General features: G+C 28.6%; 12 protein-coding genes and 1 other annotated feature. Of the genes, 10 read left to right on the forward strand and 2 right to left on the reverse strand.

What is annotated here, in order from left to right; all coding sequences use genetic code 11:
• Positions 1-32: 32 nt before the first annotated feature.
• Entirely contained in the window at positions 33-1,082 is a 1,050-nt protein-coding gene (locus K0039_RS17390; protein ID WP_228106343.1) for a PTS sugar transporter subunit IIC, read from the reverse strand.
• A 348-nt stretch (positions 1,083-1,430) separates the two neighbouring features.
• On the opposite strand from K0039_RS17390, the gene K0039_RS17395 reads away from it, so the two are divergent.
• The 10 genes from K0039_RS17395 (at position 1,431) to K0039_RS17450 (ending at position 17,749) form a co-directional block, all read left to right on the forward strand.
• Positions 1,431-2,759 carry a hypothetical protein gene (locus K0039_RS17395; RefSeq protein ID WP_228106344.1) on the forward strand — a complete coding sequence of 443 codons (1,329 nt, stop codon included), beginning with the start codon at positions 1,431-1,433 and terminating at the stop codon, positions 2,757-2,759.
• 68 nt (positions 2,760-2,827) lie between these two features.
• Entirely contained in the window at positions 2,828-3,037 is a 210-nt protein-coding gene (locus tag K0039_RS17400; RefSeq protein ID WP_228106345.1) for a hypothetical protein, read from the forward strand.
• Between the two features lie 112 nt (positions 3,038-3,149).
• Positions 3,150-6,464 (forward strand): bifunctional germination protease/germinant receptor pseudoprotease CspBA, encoded by a 3,315-nt coding sequence (gene cspBA / locus K0039_RS22055; protein WP_265589517.1) that lies wholly within the window; start codon positions 3,150-3,152, stop codon positions 6,462-6,464.
• 38 nt (positions 6,465-6,502) lie between these two features.
• Complete coding sequence (gene cspC / locus K0039_RS17420; RefSeq protein ID WP_322789400.1) at positions 6,503-8,185, forward strand: bile acid germinant receptor pseudoprotease CspC; 1,683 nt, start codon at positions 6,503-6,505, stop codon at positions 8,183-8,185.
• Between the two features lie 85 nt (positions 8,186-8,270).
• Positions 8,271-8,486 carry a CDIF630_02480 family spore surface protein gene (locus K0039_RS17425; RefSeq protein ID WP_228106347.1) on the forward strand — a complete coding sequence of 72 codons (216 nt, stop codon included), beginning with the start codon at positions 8,271-8,273 and terminating at the stop codon, positions 8,484-8,486.
• A gap of 168 nt (positions 8,487-8,654) precedes the next feature.
• Positions 8,655-8,901 (forward strand) — a binding site (T-box leader).
• 203 nt (positions 8,902-9,104) lie between these two features.
• Positions 9,105-10,502: an asparagine--tRNA ligase gene (asnS, locus tag K0039_RS17430; RefSeq protein WP_228106348.1), complete on the forward strand. Its 1,398-nt coding sequence runs from the start codon at positions 9,105-9,107 to the stop codon at positions 10,500-10,502.
• A gap of 90 nt (positions 10,503-10,592) precedes the next feature.
• A complete protein-coding gene (locus tag K0039_RS17435; RefSeq protein ID WP_228106349.1) occupies positions 10,593-12,698 on the forward strand; it encodes a S8 family peptidase in 2,106 nt (701 codons plus the stop codon).
• A 259-nt stretch (positions 12,699-12,957) separates the two neighbouring features.
• A complete protein-coding gene (locus K0039_RS17440) occupies positions 12,958-15,087 on the forward strand; it encodes a S8 family peptidase (protein WP_228106350.1) in 2,130 nt (709 codons plus the stop codon).
• An 11-nt stretch (positions 15,088-15,098) separates the two neighbouring features.
• Positions 15,099-16,772, forward strand: a complete 1,674-nt coding sequence (gene cspC, locus K0039_RS17445; RefSeq protein WP_228106351.1) for a bile acid germinant receptor pseudoprotease CspC — start codon at positions 15,099-15,101, stop codon at positions 16,770-16,772.
• A 125-nt stretch (positions 16,773-16,897) separates the two neighbouring features.
• Positions 16,898-17,749 carry a patatin-like phospholipase family protein gene (locus K0039_RS17450; protein ID WP_228106352.1) on the forward strand — a complete coding sequence of 284 codons (852 nt, stop codon included), beginning with the start codon at positions 16,898-16,900 and terminating at the stop codon, positions 17,747-17,749.
• Between the two features lie 29 nt (positions 17,750-17,778).
• Here the strand turns inward: K0039_RS17450 and K0039_RS17455 are convergent, their stop codons facing one another.
• The gene (locus K0039_RS17455; RefSeq protein WP_228106353.1) at positions 17,779-18,660 is read right to left on the reverse strand and encodes an MBL fold metallo-hydrolase; all 882 of its coding nucleotides are present in this window, start codon (positions 18,658-18,660) and stop codon (positions 17,779-17,781) included.
• Positions 18,661-18,918 lie beyond the last annotated feature (258 nt).

Here is an 18,918-nt window from a genome sequence, read left to right on the forward strand (position 1 = left end):
ATACCTCGTTGGAGATATGAGCGATACGAATTTTATATATCAAGTTTTAAATCTCCAGGTTTTATTAAATTTTTACTTCTCATAAACTTGGCTATAATAAGAGTTATGATAGCTGGTAAAATAAAATGAAGAAGTAAAATACCCATCCACATCATAGAACCGCCTTTTCCTGCAGCTTCCATAGCTGTAACTGTACCAAATTGCCCAACTAAGCCACAAGTACCCATACCAGAACCTATTGGAATATTCTCCATTTTAAATATTGTAGTAGATAAAGGACCAATAATAGCTGATGCTAATGTTGGAGGTATCCAAATTTTCCAGTTCTTTATTATATTTGACATTTGCAACATAGAAGTTCCTATTCCTTGTGCAAATAAGCCACCCATGCCATTTTCTTTATAACTCATTACTGCAAATCCAACCATTTGGCAACAGCAACCAACTGTTGCTGCTCCACCAGCCAGTCCACTAAGTTCTAACATTATACAAATGGCCGCACTACTTATTGGCAAGGTTAGCGCTATTCCAACTAACACAGCAACTAGAGCACCCATAAATATAGGTTGCATTTCTGTTGCTTTCATAATTAAATTTCCAAATGTGGTCATAAATGCAGATACGGCAGGACCAGTAAGCTGTGCAACCAAAACTCCAACAATAATAGTTACTGCAGGAGTTACTAGTATATCAATTTTTGTTTCTTTAGAAATAATTTTACCAAACTCAACTGCAAATATAGTTGCTACAAAAGCACCAACAGGACCACCTAACTCATTTCCACAAGCTCCAACTAACGCGCAAGAAAACATAACTAAAGGAGGTGCTTGAAGTCCATAAGCAATAGCAACAGCGATTGCAGGACCTGTAACTTGTTTAGCTAGTGGATTTATTACATCTGTAAATAAACTTATTCCAAACTTATCTCCTAAAGTATTAAAAATAGTACCTATTAATAATGAAGCAAAAAGTCCAAGAGCCATATAGCTTAAGGCATCAATTAAATATCTTTGTACAGATATTTCTATATTTTTATCTTTAGCGAATTGTTTTAGGTTTCGCCTATTTCTATCTTTCCCCATTATAAAACTCCTTTCAACAATAATCACCTTTATAAATATTATAATTAGTTTTATTTTTATATACAAATATTATTAATAATTTAACATAAAAATATTTAGTTTTAAAAATTACAATAATGATAATAATTGAACTATAGAAGAAAAAGAAGATAATTGTTATAATTTATAATAAAATATAAAAGAGAAATAGTGAGATTTAATAAGATAATTTGAATTATTTTGAAATAATGTTTATTAAAGATATTACAAGGATTTATGTATATTATAAATAATTATAATAGTAAATAAAAATTTTACTTTAGGATATATTAGTATGATTAAACAATATTAATTTTAAGGAGGGTGGAGATGAAAAAAGTTGATAAAGATAAAAAAATTATATTTATAGTTGTACTTTTTCCTCTATTATTTTTTGTTCAATATTATCTTTTTAAGTCTGGAGCTATACCTCCTATGATTAAAGGTGTAGATATTAAGATAATAGAAGGAGAGTATATACAAGATATAGATAAATATGTGGTTAAACTTGGTGACAACGTAGTATTATCAGCAGGAGACTATATTAAAATTCCTGGATATGCAAAAGACCCAAATATAAAATTTACTATTTTAGACAATACAAAAACAATAAAACTTAAAGATAATAGTAATAAAGAAAAAAATACAGTTATATTAAATGCCCTAAAAACTGGTTATACTTCTGTAGCAATTATGCAAAACTCTCGAGTGTTGCAAAAGGTAACTATTAGAGTAGTAGATCCATCTATAGAGGATTTAAATGTATCTGTAGATGGTACATTAAAGTATGTGGGTGATGAAGCAGAAATCAGTAGCTCTGTGGAAGTAGATTACAAAGAATTTAATAACTCATATAGTGTAACTTATGAAAGCTCCAATGAAAATGTATTACAAGTGATTAATAATAAGATTAAAGCTGTTGGAGTAGGAAAAGCAACTATATATGCAAAATCAAAGGATAAGGTGGAAGCAATAAGATATAATATTGTAGCTAGAGTTAAAGGAATTGAAATAGATAGTAGCTTTGATATAACAGTAGGAGAAGCAATAAAATTAAAACCTAGAATAATAACAGATCCTAAAAATTTAACTCCACCAAGGGTTTCATATAAATTTTCTCAATCTAAGCTACCTGTGGAAAGGGCAATAACTTTTGAAAATGATGGAACTATAGTTGGTATAAGACAAGGTAGTGAAAAAATAACTATAAGTTGTGGAGAAGGAGAAAATAAGAGGATTGAAGTAGTAACTATAAATGTAAAAGAAGGAACTTTAGAGAATAGTATGATAAGAAACTTATTTTCCAAGTATATTATTGAAGATAATAAGCTTAAAATTGCTTTAAGTTGGGATATTCTAAATGGTGCTACAAATTATGATATTTACGTTAAAGATGATACAAAAGGTGGTTCAGAATTTGAATTATATAGATCTATAACTCAAGAGTCTTTTTTAAAAAATCCAAATATCATAATAAGCATAGATTTAGATAAAGACATTAATGAGATAGCATATGAAATTTATGTAGTTGGAAGAAATGAAGAAGGTACATCTAAGCCAAGTAATATTGAGAGTATAAAAGATACTATTATAAAAGATGAAGAAGATGAGGAAGAAAGTAAGGATGAAGAAGGAGAAGCACCACAAGATCAAACTTAATTTGTTCATAATATATAGATATTCTAATATATATTAGTAAAAAGAATGATTAGGGGAGAGATATAACATTGGAAAGAAGAGCTAAGAGAATTAATGAAATATCTAAAAATCTTGCAGAAGAAGCTTATAAGGCTTATGCTGGTAAAAAAGATTATAAAAGAGCTTTAGAGATATATTGCTTATTAGCTGAGTCAAAATGTGTTCCAAAAGAAATCTCAAATTTTTCTAAAAATATGATGGGTAGGCTAAGCAAAAAAATTGAAGATACCCATCAGTAAGAAACTTTAAGCCCCATTTTATATGGGGCTTTTTTTTATGAGTTAAAACCTTCAATCATCATAAACGTCCATAATAGCTAATATAATTAATATAGAATTGTATTTGCTTATAATGGAGGTGATTAATATAGATTATGAAGTAGTTGTTAAATATAATGGTGATATATTAAAACTAGAAAATGAATTAGGTGTAGATGTTGAAATATTAAGTCCTACTTATGCAATAATAATAGCAGATAATCCTAATAAATTTGACGAACTATTAAATTATAGTGAGATAGAATATGTGGAGAAACCATTTGTATTAGTAACTCAAGATGAACAAAGTTTTTCTAGTACAGGTATAACAAGTTTTAAAAATAGAACAGGGTTAACTGGAAATGGTACGATTTTAGGTCTTATCGACTCAGGTATAGACTACACTCTTCCTATTTTCAAGGATGCTAGTGGAAAATCAAAAATATTATATTTATGGGATCAATCTATTAAAGGCACACCGCCGGAAGGATTTAAGTCAGGATCTCTTTATACAAATGAAGATATAAATCAAGCTATAAATGGTGAGAAATATATTCCCATATCAATAACAGCAACTCATGGCACTCATGTATCAGGAATAGCTGCTAGTATTGCAAATGATGCGGATATAATTTTTGTTAGGGTAGGAAATAGACAGACAGACTATTATTCTAAAAGTACAGAATTTATGAGAGCAATTAAATTTATTTTAGACAAATCACTTGAATTAAAGAGACCAGTGGCAATAAATATTAGTTACGGGAGTAATGAAGGATCACATAGAGGTTTATCTTTGTTCGAACAATATATTGATGATCAGTGCTTATTCTGGAAAAATAATATAGTAGTAGCGGCAGGTAACAATGCTAATAAAGGAGGACATAAAAGAATTCAGCTTACAGAAAATTCGGACCAAGATGTGGAAGTAGTTATTGGTGAAAATGAAATGATTATTAATATAAATATTTGGCCAAATTTTATAGATGAATTTTCAATAATAGTTACAAATCCATCGAACCAATCATCTCAAGCTTTATCATTGGATAATCCTAATATAAATAATACATTGGGAAATACAAGGGTTACAGGGGTTTTTTATCCAATAGAACCATATTCTCTTGCTAGAAGAGTTACAATAAGATTAACATCAACATCAATTGAACAAGGTATGAATTCGGGAATATGGAGATTAAAATTTAGACCGATAAAAATAGTAAATGGACAAATTGACTTATATTTGCCAACATCAGAAGGTATAAGCGCAAATACAAGATTTCTTTCGCCAAGCAATATATTAACTGTAACAGTTCCAGGAACAGCAACTAGAGTTATAACTGTAGGGAGTTTTGACTCTAGAACAGATACAGTATCAATTTTTTCAGGAAGAGGAGATGTAAGCTTAGGAGTTTATAAACCAGATATATTGGCTCCTGGAGAAAATATTTTATCATTTTTACCAGGGGGAACAACAGGAGCTCTTACAGGAACAAGTATGGCAACACCCCATGTAACAGGAGTTTGCGCACTATTAATGGAGTGGGGAATAGTAAAAAGAAATGATTTGTATTTATACTCTCAGCGTTCCAAAGCACTTTTACTAGATAATGCAAGAAGATTAGAAGGGCAGTCTTATCCATCGAATGAATCAGGTTTTGGATTTTTATATATGAGAAATATTATTTTAAGATCTTATGGAGGTAATGAAATAGATGGTTTATTTAGAACCAGTAAAAATACAGATGGTGCTAATGCTAGAGAGGAGGACACCACTGAAAGTGCTTTTCTTACTATAAGAGAAGGATTTTTAGATGAATTAAAAAGTATAGGATTAGAAAATAAATTTACAAGATTATCGGAAAATACAGGTATTTTGAATGCTGTAAAAGGTTATGAAGATGCACTATCAAAATTAGTTGAATCTGAAGTTACTGTTAGAGCAACAAGTGTGATAAGTATGGAATTATTAGGAAAACCGACTCCTGGAGTAAGTGGAGGAATAAATGCAAATGAAGAAATAGGTGTTAATTTTATAAAAAACAATCCTAATATGGATATAACGGGAAGAGGAGTACTTATTTGTGTAGCTGATTCTGGTATAGATTATTTACATGAGGATTTTATATATGAAGATGGAACGAGTAAAATAGCTTATATATGGGATCAGACAAAAGAAGGTAATCCTCCTAAGGGATTTTATATAGGAACAGAATATACAAAAGAAGATATTAATAAAGCTATAGCTGCCAAGGATGATAGCTTAACAAAAGATGAAACAGGTAGTGGAACATTGATTAGTGGAATATGCGCAGGACTTGGTAGAGTAAAAAAAGAATACGAAGGTGTGGCACCACAGTCAGAATTAGTAATAGTAAAATTAAAAACAGTAGAAGGTTTTACAAATAATGCATATTTTTATATAGCAAGACAATATGCATTATTTAAATCACAAGAACTTAAAAAACCTATAATAATGACTGATTCTGTAGGGAATATTTTACAGGCTGGTTATATAAGCGGAATTGTGGAAAATGAGCTAAATTTATTAAAAGGATACTGTGAAGTGGGAGCAGTTGGAAATGAAGCTAATACTCAAACTCATACTACTGGAAGAATTAATAGAGCGGGAGAAAGTAAGGATGTGGAGTTTGAAGTGACGAAAACGGAACCTATTTTGCAAGTTTATGTATGGGTGGATAGACCAGATCAAATAAATGTAAAACTTATATCTCCTAGTGGAGAAGAAAGCAAAGATATTTCCGTAGGATATTATATAACAGTAGATGGACAATTTGATTTTGAAAATACGAAATATTTCATCAGTTACATATATCCAACAATTTTTTCTGGTCAACAATTAGTGCAAATTATTTTTCATAATATAACTAGGGGTACATGGAAGATAAGATTAACAGGACTATTTATAATAAGTGGCAAATACAATATTTATATGAATAATAAGGCTTTTTTAAATGAGGGAACAAATTTTTCTAATCCAGATCCATTTTATACAGTTAATTTTCCAGCTATACAAGACTATCTTATATCAGTAGGAGCTTATGATTTACAAAATAATAATATATGGCCACCATCATCTAGAGGACCCAATATACAAAATGATTTAAATCCGAATATTATAGCCCCTGGAGTAAATATTATTGGGCCATATCCAAATAATACTTATGGTAGATTGACAGGAACGGCAGCATCAGCAGCTTATGTAAGTGGCGCTTGTGCCTTGTTTTATCAACATACAATAGTAGACAATAAATATCCAAAACAAGGATTCATACCTAATATTAAAGCATTTTTACAATTAGGAGCAAGAAGAAATGAAGGTACAGTATATCCAAATGATATAGCAGGATATGGACTACTAAATGTTAGAGGTACATTTGAACAATTTAGATAGGAGGGGAATGAAAAATTAGAATAAATGAAAATTCATATATTATATTATACAAATTGCCAATAGAAGAAGTTAAAAATAGTTTACAGGATAATGGTATCTATAATTTTATACCTTTAAATAATCAATCTGGAGTTATTTATACACCTGAAGATTATGATGAAAAAAAACTTAATAATATAGATGTCATAGATTGGTGGGAAGAATCTACATCCACGAGTACACTTATTAATATTACAGATAATTTGAAAGAAGGAGTAGATATTTTAACTGCTTCTGGTATAAGTGCTTTTAACAATCCTTATGTAAATTTAACTGGAGAAGGTATTTTAGTTGCCATAATAGATTCTGGAATAGACTACTTACACCCAGACTTTATAAAAGAAGATGGTACCAGTAAGATAGTATCCATATGGAATCAAGAAAGTGATAAGTCAAAACCACCAAATGGTATGATTTTTGGTTCAGAATACTCAAATGAAGAAATAAACGAGGCAATAAAAAATAACAATGGAGATTTATGTATAGATGAAATTGGAACAGGAACTATTGCAGCTGGAATTATTGCTTCTGGAGGAAAAATAAAAGAATCTTATAAAGGAATTGCTCCAAAGGCTGAGTTAATAGTAGTTAAATTGAAACAATATGAAAACACATATAGAAAAGATAGAATAAATTATAAAAATTCAGATTTTTTTGCAGCCATATCTTATGTGATTTCTGTATCAAAAAAGCTAAATAAGCCTCTAATAATTAATTTTTCTGTAGGTGCAACATCAGCATCATTATATAATTTATCAACTCTTAATACTTTTACAGAGTTATCTCAATCAGGAACAGTAATAGTAAGTGGTGCAGGAAATGAGGGAAATACAGATATACATTATTCTGGTCAATTTAGTAAAGGTACAACTTTTGATAAAGGGGTTTATAAAGATGTGATATTGCAAGAAGGAGATGATACTAATATTGATATTACTATAAACTTTCTTGGAGCAGATAAAGTTAAGGTAGCCATAATATCCCCATCAGGTGAAATTAGCCAATTGTCTGAATATGTTCCTGATAATTATAAAATTAATGGTAGTTTCAATTTAGAAAACACAGATTATTCCATAGAATATATTTTGCCTTGGTTATTATCAGGTGGTACTGTTATAAAAATTAAATTAAGAGATATTAAACCGGGTATTTGGACAATTAGGATTATTCCAGAGTACATTATAAATGGTAATTATAATTTATATATACCAAATAGAAATATCATATCTCCAACAACAAGATTTTTAGATGGAGATTCATCCTATACTATTACAGCACTTGGTCTTTTGAGATATGTAATAACTGTAGGAACTTATAATGAAAAAACAAATTCCATGTGGCTTGGATCATCTAAAGGCCCTCATGGTGAAAATCAAATAAAACCTGATATTGTAGCTTCTGGAGTAAATGTTATTTCTGCTTTTCCAAATAATACTTACAATACAGGAACTGGAAGTGGAATAAGTTCTTCCATAGTTTGTGGAATTTTGGCATTAATAATGGAATATATTCTAAAACAAACTCATTTACCAAGGTACTCTCTTTATAATGAGCCGCTAAAAACATATTTAATGATTGGAGCAACTCAAAATAGCTTATATAATTACCCAAATATATCACAAGGTTATGGACTTTTAAACTATCAAAACACTCTAATAAAAATTGCTAAAAATATCGATTAAATTTATTATAAAAATAAAATTAAACATGAATTATTATAGAGATTTGGTGAAAAATAATAAAAAGGTTGATAAAAGGAGGCACAATTTGAATACAAAAAAAGACAACGTAAATCATGGGGTTAGTAAACAACTTAGTGGAAAAGACAATGAAAGATTATGCTCAGCTACTCCAGTTAATAGTGGTTATACAGCAGCTATACTAGATAAAAATGAGGAGTATCCAGATAGTAAGGTTCCCATTCCTTCTTTAGAAAATGTAATAGAAGCAAAAGATTGGGTAGATAATGGTAGTAGAACTTAAAATAATAATAAAAAAATAGGGAGTGCAACTCCCTATTTTAATTTATTGAAATAAAGCATAAATTTGGACGTAATTTTATACATAAAATGTAATAATATTTAGAAAATACGTATTGACATTACCTATTAATTGATATATTATTTAAATTACCAAAATTAATAAACAGAAATAAATGCTGTGAAGGGAAGAGTAATTATATTTTGAAGTTAAAGCGAGCTGGTTATGGTGGGAGTCCAGTACAGATTTTATAATGAAAAACATCCTCGAGCTACTAAGAGAAATCTTTTAAGAGAGTAGATTTAGTCGGAACCAAACCGTTATCATATTGGTGATGTATGATAGTACATCAATAGAGTTGAACTTGATGAAAGTTAAATTAGGTGGTACCGCGGAAGTATAGTCTTTCGTCCTAAGTATTTAGGATGGAAGGCTTTTTTTAATTTTAATTATTACATACTGTCTTAAATTAAAACTGTATAAATAGGTAAAGTTAAGGCAATAAAAATAAAAAATTAGTTTTTATTAAACAATATTTTTCTTATTTCAATTGATATATAATATTAATAAAGAATATTTTTAAAATAAAATAGATAAAATACTTAAATAGGAGGTAAAATTATGCAAAAAAATTTTATAGAAATAAAAAATCTTTATAGAGATAAAGAACAATACATAGACAAAGATGTAAAAGTTGCTGGGTGGATAAGAACATCTAGAGTATCAAAAAACTTTGGATTTATAGAACTAAATGATGGTTCATTTTTCAAGAATATGCAAGTTGTTTTAGATGATAAATTAGAAAATTTTAAAGAAATAGGGAAGTTACCAATAAGCTCTTCTATATTAGTAGAAGGAAAATTAGTAGCTACAGAAGGAGCTAAGCAACCAGTTGAGATACATGCTACGAAGGTTGTATTAGAAGGTGAATCAGATAATTCATACCCTCTACAAAAGAAAAGACATACAGTAGAATATTTAAGAACTATTGCTCACTTAAGACCAAGAAGTAATATGTTCTCAGCAGTATTTAGAGTAAGAAGTGTGGCAGCTTATGCTGTACATAAATTCTTCCAAGAAAGAAACTTCGTATATTCACATTCACCAATAATAACAGGTAGTGACTGTGAAGGTGCAGGAGAAATGTTTAGAATAACAACTCTAGACTTAGATGATGTTCCTAAAACTGAAGAAGGAAAAATAGATTATTCTGAAGATTTCTTTGGAAAAGAAGCTAACTTAACAGTTTCAGGACAATTAAACGCAGAAATAATGGCACTTGCATTTAGAAATGTTTATACATTTGGACCAACTTTCAGAGCTGAAAACTCTTACACTGGAAGACATGCTTCTGAGTTCTGGATGATAGAACCAGAAATAGCTTTTGCTGACTTAGAAGATAACATGGAACTTGCTGAAGATATGGTAAAATACATAATAAACTATGTATTAGAGCATTGTCCAGAAGAAATGGAATTCTTCAATGCATTTGTAGACAAAGGATTATTAGAAAGATTAAACAGTATAGTAAGTTCTGATTTTGTAAGAATAACTTATACTAAAGCGGTAGAGTTATTATTAGAATCAGGTGTAGAGTTCGAATACCCAGTAGAGTGGGGAATAGATTTACAAACTGAGCATGAAAGATATATAACAGAAAACATATTTAATGCTCCAGTATTCGTAACTGACTATCCAAAAGATATAAAAGCATTCTACATGAGATTAAACGAAGATGGGAAAACAGTTAGAGCTATGGACTTATTAGTTCCAGGTGTTGGAGAAATCATCGGAGGATCTCAAAGAGAAGAAAGACATGATGTATTATTAGAAAGAATCGACGAATTCGAATTAAATAGAGAAGACTATTGGTGGTACTTAGAACTTAGAAAATTCGGTACTGCTACTCACTCAGGATTTGGTTTAGGATTTGAAAGAATGATAATGTACTTAACAGGTGTATCAAACATAAGAGACGTTATACCATTCCCTAGAACTCCTAAAAACTGTGAATTCTAAATTAAATAATAAAATATGAGGACTTATTATAATTTAATTATAATAAGTTCTTTTTTTGTATATATATATTAATATAGCCTTTTGCAGGAGGTGATTAATATAAAAAAGATAAGTATTAATTTTGATGATGATTCAAATAAAGTTATTTCTTTTCAAATTTCACAGGAAGAAAGGCAAGTTGATATTCACATTTATGTAGATTTTAATGATTATTTTCAAGTATGCGTTATAAACCCAAATAATAAAAGATCTAAATTTATTTCACAAGATATGCCAATTATAAAAAATAAAATAGATAATGTTAAAATAAAGGGAGAGACATATATATTTAATGAAAATAGTTATCACAAAAAAATAAGAATTACATTATTAGCAAATGATGAAAAAGAAAATATATGTGAAGGTAGATGGAAACTTTTATTTACACCTAAGGATAAAGTAAGAGGAACCATTAATGTTTATATTAACTCTTCTAGTTCTTTTTATGATTTAAAAAAACTTATGAAGTTAAATAGACAATTGCCATCGTATTTTAATACTAGGCCTAACTATGTTATTTTATATAAACCAGGTTTCGAAGAAAATTTAAAAAAAATAGCTCCTAATTATGATTTTTTAAAAATAAGTGATGACTTAGGTGTGTTATCTGCATATGTTAATTATGAAGATATAAACTCAGTAGAAAGGTTAAGAAAGGTATTATCTATTAATAGTATAGATAGAATTTTAAGCCTTGTAATCCCAAACTCCCTTTCAATTATTACACAAGGAACTACGAATGGTGTTAATGCAAATGAAGAGATAGGAGTAAATTTTTTGAAAAATAATCCAAACCTATCTTTAAGTGGAAGAGGAGTACTAATTGGTTTAATTGATACAGGAATAGATTATTTACATCCAGATTTTATATATGATGACAATACAACAAAGATTTTATCACTATGGGATCAAAGTAAAGATGGGAAACCTCCACCAGGATTCTACATTGGTAGTGAATATACTAAAGAAGATATAAATAATGCAATACTAAATAATGACAATTCATTATCAATTGATGAAGAGGGTAGTGGGACAATGTTAGCGGGAATATGCGCTGGAATGGGAAAAGTAAATAAAAACTATGCAGGTGTGGCTGAAGATGCAGAATTAATAATAGTAAAAATGGGTAAAATTGATGGAGATTATAATAATGCAATGGTGACTGCAGGGTTTGATTATATTAAGCAAAAAGCTAGAGAACTTCAAAGGCCAGTTGTAGTTAATTTTGGATTCGGAAATAATAGCCTTGTGGGAATATCAGACAGAGATTTAACAGAGTTAACTTTTTATGAAAAAGGAGTTTCTTTAGTAAATGCAGCAGGAAATGAAGGAAATACGGATACACATAATAGTGGAAGGTTATTACACAATAATGATGAAAAAGTTATAGAATTAGAAGTTAATGATTTTGAAGAAAGTATTAGTATTCAAATATGGTTTAATAAACCAGATATAGCAAGAGCAGCTGTATTATCGCCTAGCGGTGAATTAACTAGAGATGTAGATGTAACTATATATAATACAGTAGTTGGAATCTTAGATTTAGAAGCTACAATTTATTCAATCACATATATATTTCCTACATTATTTTCTGGACAGCTACAAATTATAATTAATTTAACTAATGTGCCAAAGGGAATTTGGAAGATAATATTAACTGGAAAATATATAATAGATGGTGAATATAATGCTTATTTACCAAATCGAGTGCGATTAAAACCAGGTACAAAATTTACAGAGTCTGATCCAAATAAAACAATAAATTTTCCTGCAACATACAGTGATAATATTACTGTAGGTGCCTATAATACTCTTAACAATAATATATGGTCATCATCTTCTAGAGGAAACACTATAAATAATATTTTTAAGCCAGATATTGTAGCACCTGGAGTAAATATAATTGCCCCATATCCAGGAGGTGGATATGCAACTGTAACGGGAACTGCACCGGCGGCAGCTTATACATCAGGATGTATAACGTATTTATTACAACACAATTTTGTAAACGAAAATTATCCTAGATTGGCATTTGTTCAAGAAATAAGAACATATTTAAGAGCGGGGGCTACAAGACTTGATAATATATCATATCCTAATAATAATTTAGGTTATGGTCTTCTAAATATAAGAGGAGCATTTTACCAATTGAGGTAGGTAAAAAATTATATGATTAAATCTTATGATATTATATATTCGGAAGAATATAGCTACTGTGCTAATTAAAAGTAATATAAACTTAATTTATAGTGTGAAGCAATAGATTAACAGTAGTACATGAGTATGAAAATGCAATGGATACTATATCAGAGACTTCACAAATAAACTATTCCAATAAAAAATATAAGGACCTATTATAATTTAATTATAATAAGTTCTTTTTTTGTATATATATTAATATAGCCTTTTACAGGAGGTGATTAATATTAAAAAGATAAGTATTAGTTTTGATGATGATTCAAATAAAACTATTTCCTTTCAAGTTCCACAAGAAGAAAGGAAAGTTTATATTCACATTTATGCAGATTTCAATGAAGACTTACAAGTATGTATTATAAATCCAAATAATAAAAGATCTAAATTTATTTCAAATGATATTCCCATTGTGAAAAATAAAATAGATAATGTGAAAATAAAGGCAGAGACTTATATATTTAAGAAAAATAGTTATCATAAGAAAATAAAAATTACATTATCAGTAAACGATGAAAAAGAAAATATATGTGAAGGTAAATGGAAACTTTTATTTGAATCTAAGGAAAAAGTAAGAGGAATGATTAGTGTGTATATTAATTACTCCAGTTCATTTTATGATTTAGAAAAACTTATGAAATTAAATAGACAATTGCCTATGAAATTAAATAGACAATTGCCATCGTATTTTAATACTAAATCTGACTTTGTTATTTTATATAAACCAGGTTTTGAAGAAGATTTAAAAGAAATAGCTCCTAATTATGAGTTTTTTAAAATAAGTGATAGGCTAGGTGTATTATTTGCATACGTTAATCATCAAGATATCAACTCCGTAGAAACGTTTAAAAAAGCATTATCTATTAGTAGTATAGATACAAGATTAAATCTTGTAATATACAATTCCCTTTCAATTATTTCACAAGGAACTGCAGATGGAGTTAACGCAAATGAAGAAATAGGAGCAAATTTTTTTAAAAATAATCCAAACTTACCTTTAAGTGGGAAAGGAGTATTAATTGGCTTAATTGATACAGGAATAGATTATTTACATCCAGATTTTATATATGATGACAATACAACAAAGATTGAATCATTATGGGATCAAAGTAAAGATGGAAAACATCCACAAGGATTCTATATTGGTAGTGAATATACTAAAGAAGATATAAACAATGCAATAATAAATAATGACAAGTCATTATCAGTCGATGATGAAGGTAGTGGAACAATGTTGGCAGGAATATGTGCTGGAATGGGAAAAGTAAATAAAAATTATGTAGGTGTGGCTGAAGATGCAGAGTTAATAATAGTAAAAATGGGAAAAATTGATGGAAGTTATAATAATGCAATGGTGACTGCAGGATTTGATTATATTAAGCAAAAAGCTAGAGAGCTTCAAAAGCCAGTTGTAGTTAATTTTGGATTTGGAAGTAATAGTCTTGTGGGAATATCACAAAGAGATTTAACAGATTTAACTTTTTATGAAAAAGGAGTTGCTTTAGTAAATGCAGCAGGAAACGAAGGAAATACGGATACTCATAATAGTGGAAGGTTATTATACAAAAATGATGTAAAATCTATAGAATTAGAAGTAAATGATTTTGAAGAAAGTATTAATATTGAAATATGGCTTAACAGACCAGACATAGCAAGAGCGGCTGTATTATCACCTAGCGGCGAATTAACTAGAGATGTAAATGTATCTATTGTTAATACAGTAGTTGGAATATTGGATTTTGAATCTACAATTTATTCAATCACATATGTATTTCCTACATTATTTTCTGGACAGCTACAAATTATAATTAATTTAACTAATGTACCAAAGGGTATTTGGAAAATAATATTAACAGGAACATATATAATAGATGGAGAATATAATGCTTACTTATCAAACCGTGCACTTTTGAAATCAGGTACAAAGTTTACTAACTCAGATCCAAATAAGACTATAAATTATCCTGCAACATATAATGATAATGTTACTGTGGGTGCCTATAATATTCTTAACAATAGTATATGGCCCTCATCTTCTAGAGGTAATACTATAAATAATCAATTTAAGCCAGATATTGTAGCACCTGGAGTAAATATAATTGCCCCATATCCAGGAGGTGGATATGCAACTGTAACAGGAACTGCACCAGCGGCAGCTTATACATCAGGTTGTGTAGCGTATTTATTACAAAACAATTTTGTAAACGGAAATTATCCTAGATTATCATATGTCCAAAAGATAAGAACATATTTAAGAGCTGGAGCTACAAGACTTGATAATATATCATATCCTAATAATAATTTAGGTTATGGTTTTTTAAATATAAGAGGGGCATTTTACCAGTTGAGGTAGGTGAAAAATATATGAGTAAATCTTATGCTATTATATATTCTGGAGATATAGCTGATGGGCTAACTAGAAATAATATAACTAACTTTATGATATTAAATAATAGGTTGGCAGTAGTATATGAAGATGATTTATTTGACGAAAATATACTAGCTACTATTCCACAAGTTTCTTATTATACAAGAGAAGAAGAAATGAGTTCACTTATAAATATAACGAATAGATTAGATATTGGAGAAACAGTAGCAGAAGCTTCAGGAATAAGTTACATCAATAAAAATCCTTATATTACATCTAGCGGAAAAGGTATACTAATAGCCATAATAGATTCTGGTATAGAATATCTTCATCCTGATTTTATAAATAATGACAATACTAGCAAGATATTATCTATATGGGATCAAAGTAGTAATAAAAAACCACCCCCAAAGGGAGCAATATTTGGAAGCGAATTTACAAGAGAAGACATAAATAATGCGATTAAAGAAAATAATGGTATTTTGACAAAAGATGAAGCAGGTACTGGAACTATTGCAGCAGGAATATGCAGTGGAAGGGGAAATTTAAATCCTAATTATTCAGGAGTGGCAGTTGATAGTGAACTAGTAATTGTAAAGCTTAGAGAATATGAGGATAGATTTAAAGTAGGTATAAAAAATTATATTGATACTGATTTTTTAGCTGCAATAAATTATGTTTTAAATGCAGCAGAAGAAGAAAATAAAAGTATAATCATAAATTTAACATTAGGTGCCAAAACTTCATCAGGAAATTTGACTACTTACTTAGATACTTTTACTAATTTAAGTAGGTCAAATGTTATACTTGTATCAGGTGCAGGAAATGAAGGAAATACGGATATCCATTATAAAGGAAATTTTATTAATGAACCTTATCTTGATACAAAAATACAAGTCGGAGAACAAAAATCCTTAGATATAACTGTATCTGGAGTAGGCCCAGATAAAATTGGATCCATGATTATATCTCCATCAGGAGAGTTAAGTTTTAGATTAACTTATGCTCCAGACAGTTATATTTACTATGGCAAATTTAATTTAGAAAATACAACCTATACTATGAGAATAGTATATCCTTATTTTTTTACTGGAAATCAGTTTTTAAGAATAACTTTAGATGATATTAAACCAGGTATTTGGACTTTAAGATTATATCCTGAATTTATTATAAGTAAAGAGTTTCATATTTATCTTCCTAATAAAAATTTAATTTCAAAGGATACAAGATTTATAGATCCAAACTCATTTTTTACAATAACTAAGTTTGGATTTGGGGAAAATGTAATCACAGTAGGAGCTTATGACAACAAAACTTCTAGTCTATGGGTAGGTTCTTCTAAAGGTTCTACAGGAGAGCAAAGGCAAATAAAACCAGATATAGTAGCTCCTGGTGTAGATTTAATATCTACATTTATAAATAAATCTTATACTACATCTACAGGAACGGGTGTTAGTAGCTCTTTAGTTTGTGGTGCACTAGCTGTAATTATGGAATATGTAGGATCACAAGGTGAATTTGCGAAAAGTCGTATGACTACAAAAGTTTTAAAAACTTTTTTAATGTTAGGTGCAGATAAACAAGATATATACATCTATCCAAACGAATCCTATGGTTATGGAAATTTAGATTTAAAGAGTACAATAGAAGCTATTGCAAATCTTTTATAATTTAATTACTTCATTTAGCATAAAATATAAATGATTTTTAATTTTGGAATTCAAATTATTTGACTATATTAATATAAAGAATTATATTTAACTATAGAAGAAAATTTAAGGAGTGAATGAAGTAGATGATTAATAGTGGACTTGTAATTGAAGGTGGAGGGATGAGAGGTGTATATACTGCTGGAGTATTAGACTTTTTTATGGAAAAAGACTTATATTTTGAAGATTGCTATGCAGTATCAGCAGGTGCTTGTCATGCAGCTAGTTATTACTCAAAACAAATAGGTAGATCATTAGAAGTAATCTTAGATTATATTCATGATAAAAGATATTGTAGTGTTAATAGTTTAATAAAAACAGGTGATATGTTTGGAGCCGAAATGCTTTATGATATAATTCCAAATGAATTAGTATTATATGACTATGACACTTTTAATAAATTTAAAGGTAATTTTTATTCAGTTGTTACAAATTGCAAAACTGGAGAAGCTGAATATGTAAAAATAAAGGATATGAAAAAGGATATAGTTGCTGTTAGGGCGTCTAGCTCTTTACCTTTACTTTCTAGAATTGTAGAAATAAATGGGGAAAAATACTTAGACGGAGGTATTAGTGATTCTATTCCAATAAAAAAATCCATAGAAGATAATCATAAAAAAAATGTAGTAGTATTAACGAGAGATAATACTTATAGAAAAACTAAGGCAAGTTTTTTACATTTATTTAAAATAAAATATAAAAAATATCCAAACTTAGTAAAATCTATTGAAAATAGATATAAAATGTATAATGAAACCATAGATTTTATCGAAGAAAAAAGAAAAAGTGGTGAAATTTTTGTAATACAACCAAAAGGTCCAGTTAGTATTAGTAGAGTGGAAAAAGATAAGACAAAGCTAAGAGCTCTTTATAATGAAGGTTATAATGATGCAAAAAAATGTTATGAAGATTTAATAAAATTTATAAATGAAAAATAAAAAGCACTTAATTAGTGCTTTTTATTTTTTTATTCAATAGTTTTCCAAATTAATTTGTTATCTATAAACTCAATATCAATTTTTCCTTCGTCATGTAGATATGATAAAAAGGAACGTACAGTACTACCTATTAAAACATACTGATTAAAATCCATTTTTAAATTATAGAATGAAAATATTCTTTGTAAAATTTCTTCAAAGATTAAATTATCTTCACAAAATTCACAAATTTTACAACAGATATCTTCTACTTTATTAATATTTATATCCGCTAAATAAGTAATATCTTCATAGGTGTCTGCATGGGATGGAATAAATAACTTGCCTTTAAGGTTTTTTACTTTGTCTAATGTGTTTAAGTATTCTTTTACATCATAAATAAAAGATAGATGGTACTTATTTATTATATTCTCACCAAATAAACAATCACCAAGAAAATATATATTATCATCAGTTCTAATTCCAATCATTTGAAAAAAATGGCCAGGAAGGTTTATATATTCTAAGCCCTTTGGAAGATTATTATCCACATCACCAGTGGTATTACTTGCAGTTGCCATTAAAAATTTATTTCTAAGTTCTTTGCAAGGATATCCTCCATATAAAAACGACGGCTCTAAAATTGGGTAAGAAGTAAAAGTATTTTCTATTGGTGTGGATATTATTTCACAGTTCCATTTTTTTTGTAAAAAATTATTACCACCAATATGATCTCCGTTGGAATGAGTATTAATTATAAGTTTCAAACTCCATTCATTTTCATTTAGAAGTTTATTTATTTTTCTGCCAGCATCTTTGTCATTACCGCTGTCGATTAAGCACACATCCTTATCGTTTATTTTATAAATTCCTATTTTTGCAGGACAATTTATATAATAGGTCTTTTCACCTACTTGAACTAATTCGTACATGTTAACATCTCCTTTTATATTGCAAGTATATACAAAGATTGTATAGAAAATTCATTATTAAAACAATATAAATTAAAAGTATACAAATTTTAAGCATTAAAGCAAGAAATTAATGAAATATTAATAATGAATTAAGGTATAATTAAGAAAAATACAATCCTGTCAATAACATAAACGAAGAATATCGTTGAAATTTCAATATGTTTAGATAATATGAATTTAGTTACTACACTGTAATTTTACTGACATTTTTAAGTT

This window comes from Terrisporobacter mayombei (assembly GCF_020748465.1).
Lineage (GTDB): Bacteria > Bacillota > Clostridia > Peptostreptococcales > Peptostreptococcaceae > Terrisporobacter > Terrisporobacter mayombei.

Bases quoted from the DNA above. Each gene is read 5' to 3' on its own strand.
- cspC (WP_228106351.1), top strand. From the start codon at position 15,099: ATGAGTAAATCTTATGCTATTATATATTCTGGAGATATAGCTGATGGG.
- asnS (WP_228106348.1), top strand. From the start codon at position 9,105: ATGCAAAAAAATTTTATAGAAATAAAAAATCTTTATAGAGATAAAGAA.
- K0039_RS17395 (WP_228106344.1), top strand. From the start codon at position 1,431: ATGAAAAAAGTTGATAAAGATAAAAAAATTATATTTATAGTTGTACTT.
- K0039_RS17390 (WP_228106343.1), bottom strand. From the start codon at position 1,082: ATGGGGAAAGATAGAAATAGGCGAAACCTAAAACAATTCGCTAAAGAT.
- cspBA (WP_265589517.1), top strand. From the start codon at position 3,150: ATGGAGGTGATTAATATAGATTATGAAGTAGTTGTTAAATATAATGGT.
- K0039_RS17455 (WP_228106353.1), bottom strand. From the start codon at position 18,660: ATGTACGAATTAGTTCAAGTAGGTGAAAAGACCTATTATATAAATTGT.
- K0039_RS17450 (WP_228106352.1), top strand. From the start codon at position 16,898: ATGATTAATAGTGGACTTGTAATTGAAGGTGGAGGGATGAGAGGTGTA.